Source organism: Pseudomonas sp. CM27 (assembly GCF_013179515.1).
Lineage (GTDB): Bacteria > Pseudomonadota > Gammaproteobacteria > Pseudomonadales > Pseudomonadaceae > Aquipseudomonas.
This window is the reverse complement of record NZ_JABMCN010000143.1, coordinates 1-14,962: the sequence shown is the minus strand read 5'-3', so window position 1 is coordinate 14,962 and position 14,962 is coordinate 1. Positions and strand designations below refer to the sequence as shown.

The 14,962-nt window shown below is 62.0% G+C and carries 14 protein-coding genes and 2 pseudogenes; 12 read left to right on the top strand and 4 right to left on the bottom strand.

The genetic code is table 11. From position 1 onward, the window contains the following. The 12 genes and pseudogenes from HP547_RS17945 to HP547_RS29705 all read left to right on the top strand — a co-directional run. The coding region (locus HP547_RS17945) for an NEL domain-containing protein (protein WP_218583488.1) at positions 1-752 on the top strand (752 nt) is incomplete at its 5' end. A gap of 121 nt (positions 753-873) precedes the next feature. Next, positions 874-1,770 (top strand): annotated as a pseudogene (locus tag HP547_RS29980) (dermonecrotic toxin domain-containing protein); the annotation flags it as partial. Between the two features lie 36 nt (positions 1,771-1,806). Beyond that, positions 1,807-5,301: an NEL-type E3 ubiquitin ligase domain-containing protein gene (locus HP547_RS17940; protein WP_172286985.1), complete on the top strand. Its 3,495-nt coding sequence runs from the start codon at positions 1,807-1,809 to the stop codon at positions 5,299-5,301. A 115-nt stretch (positions 5,302-5,416) separates the two neighbouring features. Continuing rightward, positions 5,417-7,063: an AMP-binding protein gene (locus tag HP547_RS17935; RefSeq protein WP_172286984.1), complete on the top strand. Its 1,647-nt coding sequence runs from the start codon at positions 5,417-5,419 to the stop codon at positions 7,061-7,063. Between the two features lie 13 nt (positions 7,064-7,076). After that, positions 7,077-7,844: a 3-hydroxyacyl-CoA dehydrogenase gene (locus HP547_RS17930; RefSeq protein ID WP_172229047.1), complete on the top strand. Its 768-nt coding sequence runs from the start codon at positions 7,077-7,079 to the stop codon at positions 7,842-7,844. Positions 7,845-7,855: 11 nt separating this feature from the next. Further along, on the top strand, positions 7,856-9,049 hold the full coding sequence (locus HP547_RS17925; RefSeq protein WP_172286983.1) for an acetyl-CoA C-acyltransferase: 1,194 nt from the start codon (positions 7,856-7,858) through the stop codon (positions 9,047-9,049). 8 nt (positions 9,050-9,057) lie between these two features. After that, positions 9,058-10,185: an acyl-CoA dehydrogenase gene (locus HP547_RS17920; protein WP_172286982.1), complete on the top strand. Its 1,128-nt coding sequence runs from the start codon at positions 9,058-9,060 to the stop codon at positions 10,183-10,185. A 13-nt stretch (positions 10,186-10,198) separates the two neighbouring features. Further along, complete coding sequence (locus HP547_RS17915; protein ID WP_172229041.1) at positions 10,199-10,972, top strand: enoyl-CoA hydratase; 774 nt, start codon at positions 10,199-10,201, stop codon at positions 10,970-10,972. Between the two features lie 513 nt (positions 10,973-11,485). Further along, complete coding sequence (locus HP547_RS17910; protein WP_172229039.1) at positions 11,486-11,890, top strand: TraR/DksA family transcriptional regulator; 405 nt, start codon at positions 11,486-11,488, stop codon at positions 11,888-11,890. A gap of 178 nt (positions 11,891-12,068) precedes the next feature. Beyond that, positions 12,069-12,263, top strand: a complete 195-nt coding sequence (locus HP547_RS17905; protein WP_172229037.1) for a hypothetical protein — start codon at positions 12,069-12,071, stop codon at positions 12,261-12,263. A 408-nt stretch (positions 12,264-12,671) separates the two neighbouring features. Then, positions 12,672-13,142, top strand: a complete 471-nt coding sequence (locus HP547_RS17900) for a hypothetical protein (RefSeq protein WP_172229035.1) — start codon at positions 12,672-12,674, stop codon at positions 13,140-13,142. After that, complete coding sequence (locus HP547_RS29705; RefSeq protein WP_256676369.1) at positions 13,139-13,348, top strand: hypothetical protein; 210 nt, start codon at positions 13,139-13,141, stop codon at positions 13,346-13,348. The genes HP547_RS17900 and HP547_RS29705 overlap by 4 nt, the downstream gene beginning before the upstream one ends. Before the next feature lie 12 nt (positions 13,349-13,360). On the opposite strand, the gene HP547_RS17895 is transcribed toward HP547_RS29705, so the two are convergent. The 4 genes and pseudogenes from HP547_RS17895 to HP547_RS17880 form a co-directional block, all read right to left on the bottom strand. Then, positions 13,361-13,726, bottom strand: a complete 366-nt coding sequence (locus HP547_RS17895) for a Na+/H+ antiporter subunit G (RefSeq protein ID WP_172233724.1) — start codon at positions 13,724-13,726, stop codon at positions 13,361-13,363. Continuing rightward, complete coding sequence (locus tag HP547_RS17890; RefSeq protein WP_003250109.1) at positions 13,723-14,001, bottom strand: K+/H+ antiporter subunit F; 279 nt, start codon at positions 13,999-14,001, stop codon at positions 13,723-13,725. The genes HP547_RS17895 and HP547_RS17890 overlap by 4 nt, the downstream gene beginning before the upstream one ends. Then, a complete protein-coding gene (locus HP547_RS17885; protein WP_172286981.1) occupies positions 13,998-14,486 on the bottom strand; it encodes a Na+/H+ antiporter subunit E in 489 nt (162 codons plus the stop codon). The genes HP547_RS17890 and HP547_RS17885 overlap by 4 nt, the downstream gene beginning before the upstream one ends. After that, positions 14,483-14,962 (bottom strand): annotated as a pseudogene (locus HP547_RS17880) (cation:proton antiporter); the annotation flags it as partial. The pseudogene HP547_RS17880 and the gene HP547_RS17885, both read right to left, overlap by 4 nt.

Here is a 14,962-nt window from a genome sequence, read left to right as displayed (position 1 = left end):
CCAATCTTACGGGAACTGCCGAATTCAGGAAAACGCCAACTGAAATCGGGCGCAGGGTCTGGACCGTGCTACAGGCCTGCCACGACAATACTGCGACACGTATGGCGCTGTTCCACCTGGCTGCGGAACCCACTACCTGCGTTGACAGCGTCGCTACCACGTTCAGCCGTGTCGAAGTACGTATGCATGTTGAACAAGCCATACATGGCGGCGGCCCACTGGTAACGCGCGTTGCCCGCTTGCAATTGGCCAAGCGGCTGTTTCGCGTACACCTGGTTGAAAAAATTGCCCGACGCGATATGGAGGCCCGGTACAACGACGGGCGCTGGGCAAGAGGGGAGCGAGACGAGGAAGAAGTCGAGGTCAATCTTGCCTATCTGAGCCGACTGGCCCAACGCCTGGACCTTTTGGGGCAACCCCGGTACATGCAGTTTGAAAACTTTGCCCAGGTTTCGGCGAGCCAGATCGACGACGCTTACACCGAGGTGCTGCAAACCGAAATGACCGCACAACGTACCATTTTCATCAGTCAGCTAGATTTCTGGGTGGACGTGTTGCGCGCCGAACAGCCTGACGACTTCGATGAGGCTGAGGATCACTACAGCACCCTGATGGCAGCGCTGGAGGAGCATAAGAATGTGCTCTCCAGCGAGCAGTACATGCGTCAAGCCAATAGCCTGCGCGACGAACGTGACCGTGCCTTGGGCAACCTTGCGCAACGGCTGACCGTAGCGGCCATGCAAACCCCCTGAGTGCCTCGGACCGAGGTGGCACGCACTGTGCCACCCCGTTCAACCGCAGGCTTTCCCTCTGCTCGCGTTGCACGGGTGAGCAGACCATGAGCAGCTCCCGACCGCCTTTTCAGGAATTGCCATGACGTACGATCGTCGCCCTTCACGGTCTGTAAATGTTCCCCTTGACGGCCTGCACGATGAATTCATCGGCAGCAGGCTGCCGACCTGGCTCAAGCAAGCCACCCAAAGCCAGATACGCGTACTCCGCGATAGCCTCAACGCGCATCATGCAAGCCAGGCGCGGTTACGCGGTATCACCTTGAAGCTGCAGTCGCCCATGCAGTATGCCGAGCAGCAGTTTGCCAGTTTGTTGAGTGAAACGTTGCCTGAAGGCACGTCGCTCTCGCAGCTGGAGTGGCTGCAGGTCTATCCTCGTTTCCCCGCCTTCCCGGGGGGCGTGCTGCCGCTCCCAAGGTATGGACAGAAACGCGAGAACGGGGTGTTGCGCCTGATGCGCAACTTTGCTGAGGGTTCGCGTTTCTATCTGGGAACGGGGTTGGTTGCACCTGGGCAGGAACAGGTCCTTTCGGGGGCGAGCGAAAAACTGGTCGTGGCATGCCGTACGCTGGATGCGGGGCAACGCTATCAGGATGAACTGGCAACGCTGTTCGATACAAAGGCTCAGCGCCTGCTGCGTGATGACAAACGTACCGGCCTGCGATTGGCTGCAGACGTTGCAGTACTCAAAGGCGAAATCACCGAGCCGGTCAAGGATGCCCTGCATGCCCTGGTAGACAAACCTTCAGAACCACAAACCGCGCAGTTGGCAGCTTACCCCGGGCTGTTCGAAGCGCTGGGTTGCGAGGTTGCCGATGGCATATGGGTACAACTGCGTGACGACAAGGGCGCTGCCAAAGGGGGGGTACTTTACCTTCCCAGTGACCCCGTACAAGTCTTGCGCTACTTCGATTCCCATACCGCCATCAACCACACCCTGGCAACCCAATTGAGTCATGCGTCATACCGCCAGGCATTTGCCCAACTGATTGGCCTGGAGCACCGAGCGGCGTTCATGGGTACGTTGAAGGCGCGCCTCGCGGATGAGCAAACCGACCTGGCCCTGGAAGGCAGGGTGCAGCACGATGATGTGTTCGAGGCGCTGGCCGTGCAGCAGATAGAACGCCTGAAGGAGAACGGCAAGCTGCTGCTGGTCACTACTGCCGATGCAGACAGCGCCGCAGTGCGTGAGCGACATGAAGCCTGGCAGCGTGCAGGGCTCGAGGTACTCAACTTTGCGGGTTTGTTCATTCCGCTGGTCGGGGGGCTGCTGCTCGGGCAACTGGTGGCCCAGACCCTGGGCGAGGTTTTCGAGGGCGCGGTGGACTGGTCCAGAGGGCATCAACATGAGGCGCTGGAGCACATGCTTGGGGTGGCCGAGACCCTCGCGAGCACTGCTTTGACAGTGGCTGGCGTCGCCTTGGCACGCAGCGCATTCGTCGCTGCGCTGGAGCCGGTGCGGCTCGCCAATGGCGCCGGGCGTCTGTGGTCAAGCGACCTGGAGCCCTATATCTGTACGGCTGACAAGATGGTTTTGCGCGAGGATGGCACCTACGGGGATGGCGAGCACCGCTGGATCAAGGCGGGTGGGTGCTTCTACGAAGTTCATCGTCCCGACCCTGAAGGCCCTTGGCGCCTTCTTCACCCAGGAAGGGCGGACGCCTATGGGCCGATTGTGCTGCACAATGGCGAACGCTGCTGGCGCTTGATGCTCGAAGCACCACAACAGTGGGACGACAGCGCGAAGATGCTCGAGACCCTATGGCCACACAACCCGCCTGTCGATAACGCAGACGCGCAGCGGATCATGCGCATGGCGGGCATCGATCAGGACGAACTGCGCGGCCTGCTTATGGAAAACAGGCGGGCGCCGACCAGTTTGCGCGAAGCCCTGAAGGCCTTTGATGCCAATGCACGGATCGACAGTTTCTTCAGTCGCCTGGCGCTGGACATTGCCTCGGACGAGGATCTGGAGCTGTTTCAATGGTGTGAAAACCAGCCAGGGGTGGGACACGGGCGCACCAACGTGCTTGCCAGCAGGCGGCAACTGAGTGACTCCATGTTCAGCCATCTGACTCGCCAGCCTGTTTCCACGCAACCGTTGCTAAAACCGCTGATGGCGCTGGGGCTTCCTGAACCCTATGCCTGTGATCTGGCCGAGGTCGCCAGCAACCAGGCACGCCAGCAGTTCCTGGACAGCGGCCAGCTGCCGCTGGCCTTGGCGGAAAAAGCCAGGTCTCTGCGGGCGGTAGCCAAGGTGAGCAAGGCGCTGACCGGTATTTATGTGCCCAGTGCGTATTGCGACGAAACGGGAATGCTGGTTCTAGCCCTGCTCGATGGCGAAAGTACCGATTCGTTTAGCTTGTCGCTGAAGAAAAGTGTGGCGGACGCTGCAACGTTGAAAACCATCGGGGCTGCCGGGCAAGTTGCCGACCTTCGAGTGCTGGTGCGACAGCGAGGGGTCTTCAACCTGTATGACGGGCAAGGCAGGGCACTTGCAACCAACCCTCCGGCTTCGCCGGATATTTTTGACGCAGTGCTGGCGGCACTCGATTCGCGCGACATGCTGCCCGAAGTGGGCTTGACCACTGGCGCCACGGCGCAGCAGCTGCGCGAGAAGCTTGTGGCCCGCCTGGGCACCCACGAAGAAATCGCGCGGCTGCTGGGCTGGGCAGCACAAGAGCGCTGGTTCAACCCAGGGCAACGGCTACCGGATGGCCGAGTCGGTTATCCGCTCAGCGACCGCCCTGCGCTACCCGTGACACCCAGGGAGCAGCTGCGGGCCGGCTTGATCAGGTTTTTCCCTGGCCTTGCCGGGTCGATAGAACAGCAGGTGGACCGATGGCTGTTGCAACAGATTCCGGTTGCCGAGGTACTCATGGCGCTGGAAGACGACCTGACGCAGTTGACCCGGTCAATAGACCGCTGGGTGTCGGCTGACCTGAGCGACCAGTCGCGCAGGCGGCGCTTGATCGGGGAAAGGTTGCTGCGTGCCTGGCAAGGCTCGGGTGATCAGCTCTCGGTCGGTTCCAGCGGCCAACACCCGGGGCTGCGGTTGCATTTGAGTGACCTGTCAGCCGGCACACTCCCCGAGCTACCTGGGCACATCGAGTTCTACCATGTAACCGCGCTGGTGTTGAAAGGCGCCACGTTGCGTGAAATTGCAAACGGCTTCTTGCAGTCTTTCACCTATCTTCAGGAGTTGGACCTTAGCGACAACCAGTTGCTGCGTTGCCCTCGTGAACTGAGTTACCTGACCAATCTGCGCCGGCTGCGTCTGGGGCATAACCAGATTCGACTGGACGCCCAAAGCCTGGACGCCTTGAACGGGCTGCCCCGGCTCAGCCATCTGGACCTGAGCCACAACAGCCCACTCGGCGCGTATGGGATGCGCTTCCATCTGCTGCCCCAACTGGTGGAGCTGAACCTGCGCCGCTGCGGCCTCAGCGAGTGGCCCAAAGGTCTGGAACTGTGCGGTTTTCTGGAAAAGGCAGACCTGCGGGACAATTTTCTGCAAGGTGTCCCCACAAACATACTTGCGATGCCACTGGAGTTCCGCAAGAACCTCCTGGTCAGTGGCAATCGCCTGACAATGACAGACTTCGGCAAGCTCAATGCACTGGACACGCTACTGGAGGAACCGCACGCCGAGGTTGGCCGAGGCTGGTGGGTAGGCAGCGACTCCGCGAGCCCTGAGCGTGGGAGGCTGTGGGATCGCTTGAACGCTGATACAGAAAATGCTCGGTTTTTCGATATGCTGGATCTCTTGCAGGAGCTGTCCGATTTCAGTTGGCCGAAATCCCAGTTGGTCTCCATGACCTGGAAGTTCATGTCAACCATGGACAGCGACCCGGAGTTTGCCGCAAAGGTACAAAGAGCTGCCGAATCTGCGGGCCTGGATAAGCCCGGCGTGCTGGACATGTACAGCAACACGCTGCAGCTTCAAGCGCAACACGATGCGGTGGCCGATTTACGGCTACACAAAGGCCCAGGGCTACTGGCGTTGGGCCGCGCCCTGCAACGCCTCGATAGTCTGAGTACATACGTGAGCGAGGAGCGGCTAAGGCTTGCTGAAACGGTCGAGCCTCAGGTATTGGCGTCACTTGGCTTGCGTTACAGGACGCGCTTGCGAGCTAGGCTCAAGTTGCCTTTCCAGCCCGCCCGGCTGCCGCCCGATCCCAACGTGATACCGCTGACGGGACTACGGCTGCAGTTGGCTGAGGACTTTGTGCGCCAGGCTGAACAGCTTGACCCGCTGACAGCAAGCCTGTGCAGGCGCGCATTCTGGCAGCGCTTTCTTGAACATAATTTTGGCCAACCCTTCAACAATCTGGATCAGCTCGCAGCCGAGCAGCGTTCGGTGCTGTCAGGCCGGCGAGCTGAACTGAGCGAAGCGCAATACCTGGACGAGGAACGTGTCCTGGATGTGCAATTGCAGGTTGACCGGGTAGCCTTGCAACGTCAATTGACCCGAAATTACCTGATAAGCATGGACCGTGCCCTGGGCTGAGTAGGGCAGCGGCCAAACCAGTCATCCAGTTTGACAATTTTGGCCATTGCCGCAATGCCCGTGCGGCGCGAACATCGTCGGACCACTCCAAAAACAAGAAACCAGGAGTCCGACGATGCGCGATTACGCCGAGGCCGCTCGAGCGTTCGATCATGCCCAGGCCGCCAATGCGGCGCTGCATGGTCACCTAGATGCCCTCAATGCCTGTGTCGAATGCTGTGACCGCCATGCCGGTGGGGGCAAGCCGGCGCTGATATATGAAGACCGGGACGGCAACGGTGCCTGTTACAGCTTCGATCAACTCAAGGTCGAAGCGGCCCGCTTTGCCAATGTGCTCAAGGCGCAGGGCGTGGGCCCCGGCGAGCGTGTCGCCGGGTTGATGCCGCGTACGCCCGAGCTGCTTGTCACCATCCTCGCCACATGGCGCCTTGGGGCGGTGTACCAGCCACTGTTCACGGCGTTCGGGCCCAAGGCCATCGAACACCGACTGGAGCAGTCGCACGCCCGGGTGGTCGTCACCGACAGCAATAACCGCAGCAAACTGGACGACGTGCATGCCTGCCCGACTGTTATCACGGTCAAGGCGCGCAGCGGCGAGCTGGATTTCGAGCAGTGCCTGCGCAGCGCCTCGGACGAATGCGAGCCTGTCATGCGTTCGGGCAACGACCCGTTCCTGCTGATGTTCACTTCCGGCACCACCGGCCCGGCCAAGCCGCTTGAAGTACCGTTGCGCGCTATTGTCGCCTTCCAGGGCTACATGCGTGACGCCATCGATCTGCGGCCTGAAGACAACTACTGGAACCTGGCCGACCCGGGTTGGGCCTATGGCCTTTACTATGCCGTTACCGGCCCGCTGTCGCTGGGCCACGCCACCACCTTCTACGATGGCCCGTTCAGCGTCGAAAGCTGCGCCCTGGTAATCGACAAGCTTGGCATCACCAACCTGGCCGGCTCGCCCACCGCGTATCGCCTGCTGATCGCGGCCGGCAAAGACTTTGCCGCGCCGGTCAAGGGCCGCCTGCGGGTGGTCAGCAGTGCGGGCGAGCCGCTCAACCCGGAAGTGATCCGCTGGTTCGCCGATGAGCTGGGTGTAACCATTCATGATCACTATGGCCAGACCGAACTGGGTATGGTGCTGTGCAACCACCATGGTTTGCAGCACCCGGTGCATCTGGGCTCTGCCGGCTTTGCCATTCCCGGCCACCGCATCGTCGTGCTGGACGAGCAGGGCAGAGAACTGCCTGCCGGCCAGCCGGGCATTCTCGCCGTTGATCGCGAGCAGTCGCCGTTGTGCTGGTTCGGCGGCTACCACGGGTTGCCGACCAAGGCCTTCGTCGGCAAGTACTACCTCAGCGGTGACACCGTCGAGCTTAACCACGACGGCAGCATCAGCTTCGTCGGGCGCAGCGACGATGTGATCACCACCTCGGGCTACCGGGTTGGCCCGTTCGATGTGGAGAGCGCGCTGATCGAGCACCCGGCGGTAATCGAAGCAGCGGTGATCGGCAAGCCAGACCCGGACCGCACCGAGCTGATCAAGGCCTTCGTGGTGCTGGCCAGCGGGTTTGCAGGCAGCGCCGAGCTGGAAGAAACCCTGCGTCAGCACGTGCGCCAGCGTTTGTACGCCCACGCCTACCCCAGAGAAATCGAATTCGTCAGCGAGCTGCCCAAGACCCCGAGCGGCAAGCTGCAACGCTTCATCCTGCGCAATCAGGAAGTCGCCAAACAACAAGCGCAGCAGGCCACCCCTGCCAGCGCCTGAAAGGAAACCGATCATGCAAATAGCTAACAAGCATTTCATCGTCAGCGGCGCTGCATCCGGGCTGGGTGCTGCCACCGCGCAGATGCTGGTCGAAGCTGGCGCCAAGGTCATGCTGGTCGACCTCAATGCCCAGGCCGTCGAGGCCAAGGCTCGCGAGCTGGGTGACAACGCCCGCTTCGCGGTGGCCGACATCAGTGACGAGCAGGCTGCCCAGGCGGCGGTGGATGCGACCGTGAACGCCTTTGGCAGCATTCACGGGCTGGTCAACTGCGCCGGCATCGTCGGTGCCGAGAAGGTGTTGGGCAAGCAAGGGCCGCATGGCCTGGCCAGCTTTTCCAAGGTCATCAACGTCAACCTGATCGGCAGCTTCAACCTGCTGCGCCTGGCCGCTTCGGCCATGGCCGAAGGGCAGCCCGAGGAGGGCGGGGAACGTGGCGTGATCATCAACACCGCGTCCATCGCTGCCTATGATGGCCAGATCGGCCAGGCCGCCTACGCAGCCTCCAAGGGCGCCATCGCCAGCCTGACCTTGCCGGCCGCGCGTGAGCTGGCGCGTTTTGGCATCCGTGTGATGACTATCGCCCCGGGCATCTTCGAAACCCCGATGATGGCCGGCATGAGCGATGAAGTGCGCGCTTCGCTGGCCGCCGGGGTGCCGTTCCCGCCGCGCCTGGGTCGCCCGCAGGAATACGCCGCACTCGCCCGTCATATCATCGAGAACAGCATGCTCAACGGTGAGGTGATCCGCCTCGACGGTGCGCTGCGCATGGCTGCCAAGTAAGGAGAACCCTCATGACCCTCGCCAACGACCCGGTCGTCATCGTCAGCGCCGTGCGCACGCCCATGGGCGGCCTGCAGGGCGACCTCAAGAGCCTGACTGCACCACAGCTGGGCAGCGCGGCCATTCGTGGCGCCGTGGAACGCGCCGGCATCGATGCCGCCAGCGTCGAACAGGTGCTGTTCGGCTGCGTACTCCCTGCCGGCCAGGGCCAGGCCCCGGCGCGCCAGGCCGCGCTGGGCGCCGGGCTGGACAAGCACACCACCTGCACCACCCTGAACAAGATGTGTGGCTCGGGCATGCAGGCCGCGATCATGGCCCATGACCTGCTGCTGGCCGGCACGGCCGACGTGGTGGTGGCTGGCGGTATGGAGAGCATGACCAACGCCCCCTACCTGCTGGACAAGGCCCGTGGCGGCTACCGCATGGGCCACGGCAAAATCATCGACCACATGTTCATGGACGGCCTGGAAGACGCCTATGACAAAGGCCGCCTGATGGGCACTTTTGCCGAGGACTGCGCACAGGCCGACGCCTTCAGCCGCGAAGCCCAGGACCAGTTCGCGATTACCTCGCTGACCCGCGCCCAGCAGGCCATCAGCAGCGGCCGTTTTGCCGCCGAGATCGTGCCGGTTGAGGTTACTGAAGGCAAAGAGAAACGCACCATCAAGGATGACGAGCAACCGCCAAAGGCACGCCTGGACAAAATCCCGCAGCTTAAACCGGCCTTCCGTGAAGGCGGCACTGTGACGGCCGCCAACTCCAGCTCGATTTCCGACGGTGCCGCGGCGCTGGTGCTGATGCGCCGCTCTGAAGCCGACAAGCGCGGCCTCAAGCCGCTGGCGGTGATCCACGGCCACGCGGCCTTCGCCGACACCCCGGCGCTGTTCCCGACCGCACCGATCGGTGCCATCGACAAGCTGTTGAAACGCACCGGCTGGAACCTCGCCGAGGTCGACCTGTTCGAGATCAACGAGGCCTTCGCCGTTGTCACCCTGGCGGCCATGAAGCACCTCGACCTGCCGCACGACAAGGTCAATATCCATGGCGGTGCCTGTGCGCTGGGCCACCCGATCGGTGCCTCGGGCGCGCGCATCCTGGTGACCCTGCTCTCGGCCCTGCGCCAGAACAACCTGCGCCGTGGCGTGGCGGCCATCTGCATTGGCGGTGGCGAGGCCACGGCCATGGCTGTCGAATGCCTGTACTGAGGTGAACCATGCTGGTAACTGACGAGCAACAACAGATCGCCGATGCGGTACGCGGCTTTGCCCAGGAGCGTCTCAAACCCTTTGCCGAACAGTGGGACAAGGAGCAACGCTTCCCCAAGGAGGCCATCGCCGAGATGGCCGAGTTGGGGCTGTTCGGCATGCTGGTGCCGGAGCAGTGGGGCGGTAGCGACACCGGGTATGTGGCCTACGCCATGGCCCTGGAAGAAATCGCCGCCGGTGACGGCGCCTGCTCGACAATCATGAGCGTGCACAACTCGGTGGGCTGCGTGCCCATCCTGCGGTTCGGCACCGAGCAGCAGAAAGAGCGGTTTCTCACGCCGCTGGCCAGCGGCGCCATGCTCGGCGCCTTCGCCCTGACCGAACCGCAGGCCGGCTCCGATGCCAGCAGCCTGAAGGCCCGCGCGCGCCTGGATGGCGACCACTATGTGCTCAACGGCAGCAAGCAATTCATTACTTCGGGGCAGAACGCCGGGGTGGTGATCGTGTTCGCCGTGACCGACCCCGATGCAGGCAAGCGCGGCATCAGTGCCTTTATCGTGCCGACGGATTCGCCGGGCTATCAAGTGGCACGTGTCGAAGACAAGCTTGGCCAACACGCCTCCGACACCTGCCAGATCGTCTTCGATAACGTGCGCGTCCCGGTCGCCAACCGCCTGGGCGGCGAAGGCGAAGGCTACAAGATCGCCCTGGCCAACCTCGAAGGCGGGCGGATCGGTATCGCTTCGCAGGCGGTGGGCATGGCCCGTGCGGCGTTCGAGGTGGCCCGTGACTATGCCAACGAGCGGCAGAGCTTTGGCAAGACCTTGATCGAGCACCAGGCAGTGGCCTTCCGCCTGGCCGACATGGCGACGAAAATTGCCGTGGCCCGGCAGATGGTGTTGCACGCCGCCGCGCTGCGCGATGCCGGGCGGCCGGCGCTGGTGGAAGCGTCGATGGCCAAGCTGTTTGCCTCGGAAATGGCCGAAAAGGTCTGTTCGGATGCCTTGCAGACCCTCGGCGGTTATGGCTATCTGAGCGACTTCCCGCTGGAGCGGATCTACCGCGACGTCCGGGTTTGCCAAATATACGAAGGCACCAGCGACATTCAGCGCATGGTTATTGCGCGCAATCTTTGAAGGAGCAGACTGCATGGCATTCGAAACCATCCTGTTGGACATTCACGGCAAGGTCGGCCTGATCACCTTGAACCGCCCCCAGGCCCTGAACGCGTTGAACGCGCAGATCGTTGGCGAGATCAACCAGGCCCTGGACCAGCTTGAGCGTGATCCGAACATCGGCTGCGTGGTGCTGACCGGTTCTGCCAAGGCGTTTGCCGCTGGCGCCGATATCAAGGAAATGGCCGACCTGCAGTACCCGCAGATCTACGTCGACGACCTGTTCAGCGACGCCGACCGGGTGGCCAATCGCCGCAAGCCGATCATTGCTGCAGTCGCGGGCTTCGCTTTGGGCGGCGGCTGTGAGCTGGCTATGATGTGTGACTTCATCCTGGCCGGCGACAATGCCAAGTTCGGCCAACCGGAAATCAACCTGGGTGTATTGCCTGGCATGGGCGGCACCCAGCGCCTGACCCGCGCAGTGGGCAAGGCCAAGGCGATGGAACTCTGCCTGACCGGCCGCTTGATGGGTGCCGAGGAAGCCGAGCGTGCTGGCCTGGTGGCGCGCATCGTGCCGCAGGCCGAACTGGTTGAAGAGGCGCTGAAAGTCGCGGCGACCATCGCCAGCAAGTCGATCCCGGTCAGCATGATGGTCAAAGAAAGCGTCAACCGTGCCTTTGAGGTGTCCCTCAGCGAGGGTGTGCGTTTTGAGCGTCGCGTGTTCCATGCAGCGTTTGCCACGCACGATCAGAAGGAGGGCATGGCTGCGTTTGTTGCCAAACGTGAGGCGCAGTTCAAGGACCGCTGAACAGCGAGGGCGCTGCAAAGGCAGCGCCCATTCACCTTGCACGGGCAGTCGGGGCGCGTAGTCAGGCAGTGCGCTCAGGTCTTGTTCCACGCCCTGTGTGTACCGATTGCCGAGTCATCGCCGCCGGATACAGCATCTCGCCCTCTTCGCCTTGAAGTTTATGCTGCTGCCTTCAAGCGTATCGAGCCTTTCAATAGCGGGCAGGTACCTTTCCCAATGCTCGGCGAGGGCCTGCATGAGCGGCATTGCGTCACGTAGCGCCTGGTAAGTGGTAGGTACACCATCAAGTCCGCCTGCGGGGAACCCCGGCATTACTTTGTTACCGCCTTGTCGGAATCCTGGCCGTTTCCGGCAAATTAGCCCGTGATTGCTGTTGCTCATGGCGACGTGGCGCCTTAGACTGCCGCCCCCTGTAAAAGAGTGCCGATTGGCGCTTGAAAAATTCTGCTGCCGATGCTCCGGCGTCGGCGGCACCTGAATCGCCTAAATGCACATTTTTTCATAGAGAAATCGATGACCAAGGAACAGTTGCTGGCCATGTCGGCCGATGACTACATGAACGCTGAACAGCTGGCCTTCTTCACTGGCTTGCTGCAGGCGATGAAAGTCGACACCCATGAACGCATCGAGCTCAGCCGTACCACCATCGAGGGCCTGGACACCCCGTCGGACCCGGCCGACGTGGCTTCGGTCGAGGAAGAGCGGAGCTGGCTGGTAAATGCCATCGACCGCGACCAGCGCCTGCTGCCACAGTTGGAGATGGCCCTGGACCGCATCTCTGACGAGAGCTTTGGCTGGTGCGATGACAGTGGTGAGCCTATCGGCCTGAAGCGCTTGCTGATCAGCCCGACCACCAAGTACTGCATCGAAGCCCAAGAGCGCCACGAGCAGCTCGACCGCCACCAGCGCCAGGTGTAACCCCGCGCGCGGTGCCAAGCCCCTCGGAGCAATCCCTGGGGCTTTTGCTGTTGGTTGCGGGCGGTCGGTTTTGTTGCTGCGGGCGTAATACTGCTGTACCGGGATCTGCTGTTTTCTCTACGCAACCACGCGTATCATGGCGCTATCGTTAGGGTGCTAATTAATTCCGGAGGGAATGATGAATAGCCGAGTCGATGTCGCGGTGATGATTGGTTCGGGTGTGCCGGGCATCCTGCAGGCACTGGGCAAGCGTGTTTGCTGGGTGGTGCTGGTCAATGGCGAGCGCCGTGGTACCGCCTTCGCCACGCGTGCAGAGGCGCTGGAGTGCCAGGCTGCCTGGCAGCAACAGCTGAAGAAGGGCCTGGCCGCCTGACCGTCTCAGGGCTTGCAGGTGATGATGCAGCGTGTTGCAGTGGCCGCTACAGTGTAAGAAATATGCTTTGCCTCTCGACGGATTTCAGTGTTTTCGTGCATATTCTTCTCCCAGTAATGTGTTGATGGATTACAGAGCCCGTTCTCGTGCGAGCTCCGGCATAATCTGCCGCCTTTTTGCTGGCCGGTTTGCTATCAGGCATTACGCTTCCCGCATCGGGAATATGCCGAAAGCCTGTCTTGAGGCCAGATCTGGCAAGCCAGAGTAAAGATTCCTGCGCGCTGCATCGCCAGCGAGCACAGACATTTCGCATATCGCTTTATTACTCTTTTCGCCTATCGACAAGAAATGGCCGTGCCTCACCGAACAGGGTTGAGGGCGGGTTGTAACCGGTTGAGGATTACTTCATTGGCAGTCAGCACTCTTGATACCCATGCGTTGTTCGCCTTGGGCGACTTGCGCGGTAAATTGGCCCAACTGTTTCAGGGCCGCTTTATCTATGTCACCGAACAAAGCCCCGAAGGCTTGTACATGGCTGAAATCGACACCGAAAGTGCATTGGTGGTCGACGACAAGCAGCGCCTGGAACTGAAGGTCGGCGACCACTTCCGCGCCGCCGTATTGCCCAGCCGCGAAGGCGGCAAGCTGGAAATGCGTTTTCGCGAAATCAAACTGAATGTTTATGGCGTGGGCGATTACGCCTTCGTCTCGGTGCCCGAAGGGGACGGCATCGTGTTCCGTGAAGGCCACGGGGTAATGCTGGTGTTCGCCGCGCAGCAGCAGGTGCAGGAAGGCCTGGGCAAGTTGCTCAAGGCAGTGACCGGCAAGGTTGCGAAATGGCGCAAGGGCGAACTGACCACCTTCAAGGCCAGCGAATGACCCACGCTGACCGGGCGCCATCTCCGGCCGAGTTTCATCAGCAGCACCAGGCTGGTGCAATGGCTGAGGCTGCGCGTTTGCTGGCCAGGCGCGAGCAGTTGCAAGGCGCCTGGTTGAGTTGGGTGGCCGGTGAATTGTACCGGCTCGGCCCGCCAGCTTATGTCGCCATGGTCCGGCGGGAGCTACAGCGCCTCAGCCAGGGGTGAGCCGGCAACGCTTCAGTGGCCGCGGTCGCGGCCGCTGCTGACCTCTTCGGGTACTGGTTCTTTCGACATGCGCTTGCGGAACAGCGCCGCCCGCGCCAGCAAAAGCGTGGTTACCGGCACAGTGATCGACAGCAGGATCGGAATCAGCCATGCGTGCAGCACGGGTGCATCCTTGAGCCACGAAAAATAGATGATCGAGGCCAGTGCCACGCACCAGGCGCCAATGGTCGAAGCCAGTGCCGGCGGGTGCATGCGCTGGAAGTAATCCTTCAGGCGCAGCAGGCCTATCGCACCGATCAGGGCGAACAGGCTGCCGGTCAACAGCAGTGCAGCGGTGATCAGCTCCAGCCAGAACGGCAATACCATGTTTTCAGTCATTCGATCACCTCACCGCGCAGCAGGAACTTGGCCAGGGCAAACGAGCCGACAAAGCCGAAGAGGGCAATCAGCAAGGCACCTTCGAAGTAGGTGTCACTGGCATAACGGATGCCCAGTACCAGCATGGTCAGCATGGCCAGGATATACAGGTAGTCCAGCGCCAATACCCGGTCCTGGGCGGACGGGCCACGGAACAGCCGGATCAGCGCAAGGCCCATGGCGAGGGCGAAGATGAACAGGCTGGCAAGAACAGCGTTGGCGAGCAGGCCTGTCATTGGAAAATCTCCATCAGCGGGCGTTCGTAAGTGTCTTTGAAGTGCTTGATGAAAGCGGCTTCGTCATCCAGGTCGAACACGTGCAGCAGCAGTACGCTGCGGTCCAGCGCCAGTTCGGACCAGACCGTGCCAGGCACTACCGTGGTGATCATCGACAGCGCCGCCAGGCCGTGCGCATCGCGCAGGGCCAGCGGGATGTGCACGAATGCCGAGCGTGGCGGCTGCTTGCCGGCACACAGCACACCACGGGCTACCAGCAAGTTGGACCGGATTACATCCAGGCCTACCCGACCGATCAGCCGGGCGATGACCAGTGGTCGCCGCACGTGGGCATGCTGTGGGCGCAGTGGCGCCATCAGCAGCGGCGCCAGCACGCCAAATGCCGCAGCCAGCAGCAGGTTGCCCGGGCTTAGCGACAGGTTCAACAGCAACCACAGGCCAAACAGCGAGACAGATAACAGCGGGGCGGGGAACAGTCGGTTCATGGCTGCACCTGTACGTCGAGCGAGGTGGGGCCAGGAATCGGCCGCGCGGACATCACGGCCTCTATATAGGCGTCGGGGGCCTGCAGGCTGGCGGCGGTGTCCTGGGTGTAGCGCAGCAACGGCTCGGCCTTGAGGCTGAGGATGATGCACAGGCCGAGCAGGATGACGATAGGCAGGCACTCGTAGCGGCGCAGCACCGGTGACTGGCGCTCCTCGGGTTTCCAGAAGCGCAGGATGCCGACGCGGCCAAATGCTATCAGCGAGGCCATGCCGGACAGAATCAGCAACGCCACCAGGCCCCAGCCCGCTGCACTCAGCGGCTGCTCGGGGGGTACCCCAAGCCCTTGCGGGTTGAACAGTGCACTGATCAGGTTGAGCTTGCCGACAAAGCCCGACAGCGGCGGCATGCCGATGATCAGCAGTGCGCAGGCGATGAAGCTGAGGCCAAGGAAGGCCATGGTCCACGGAATGATCTG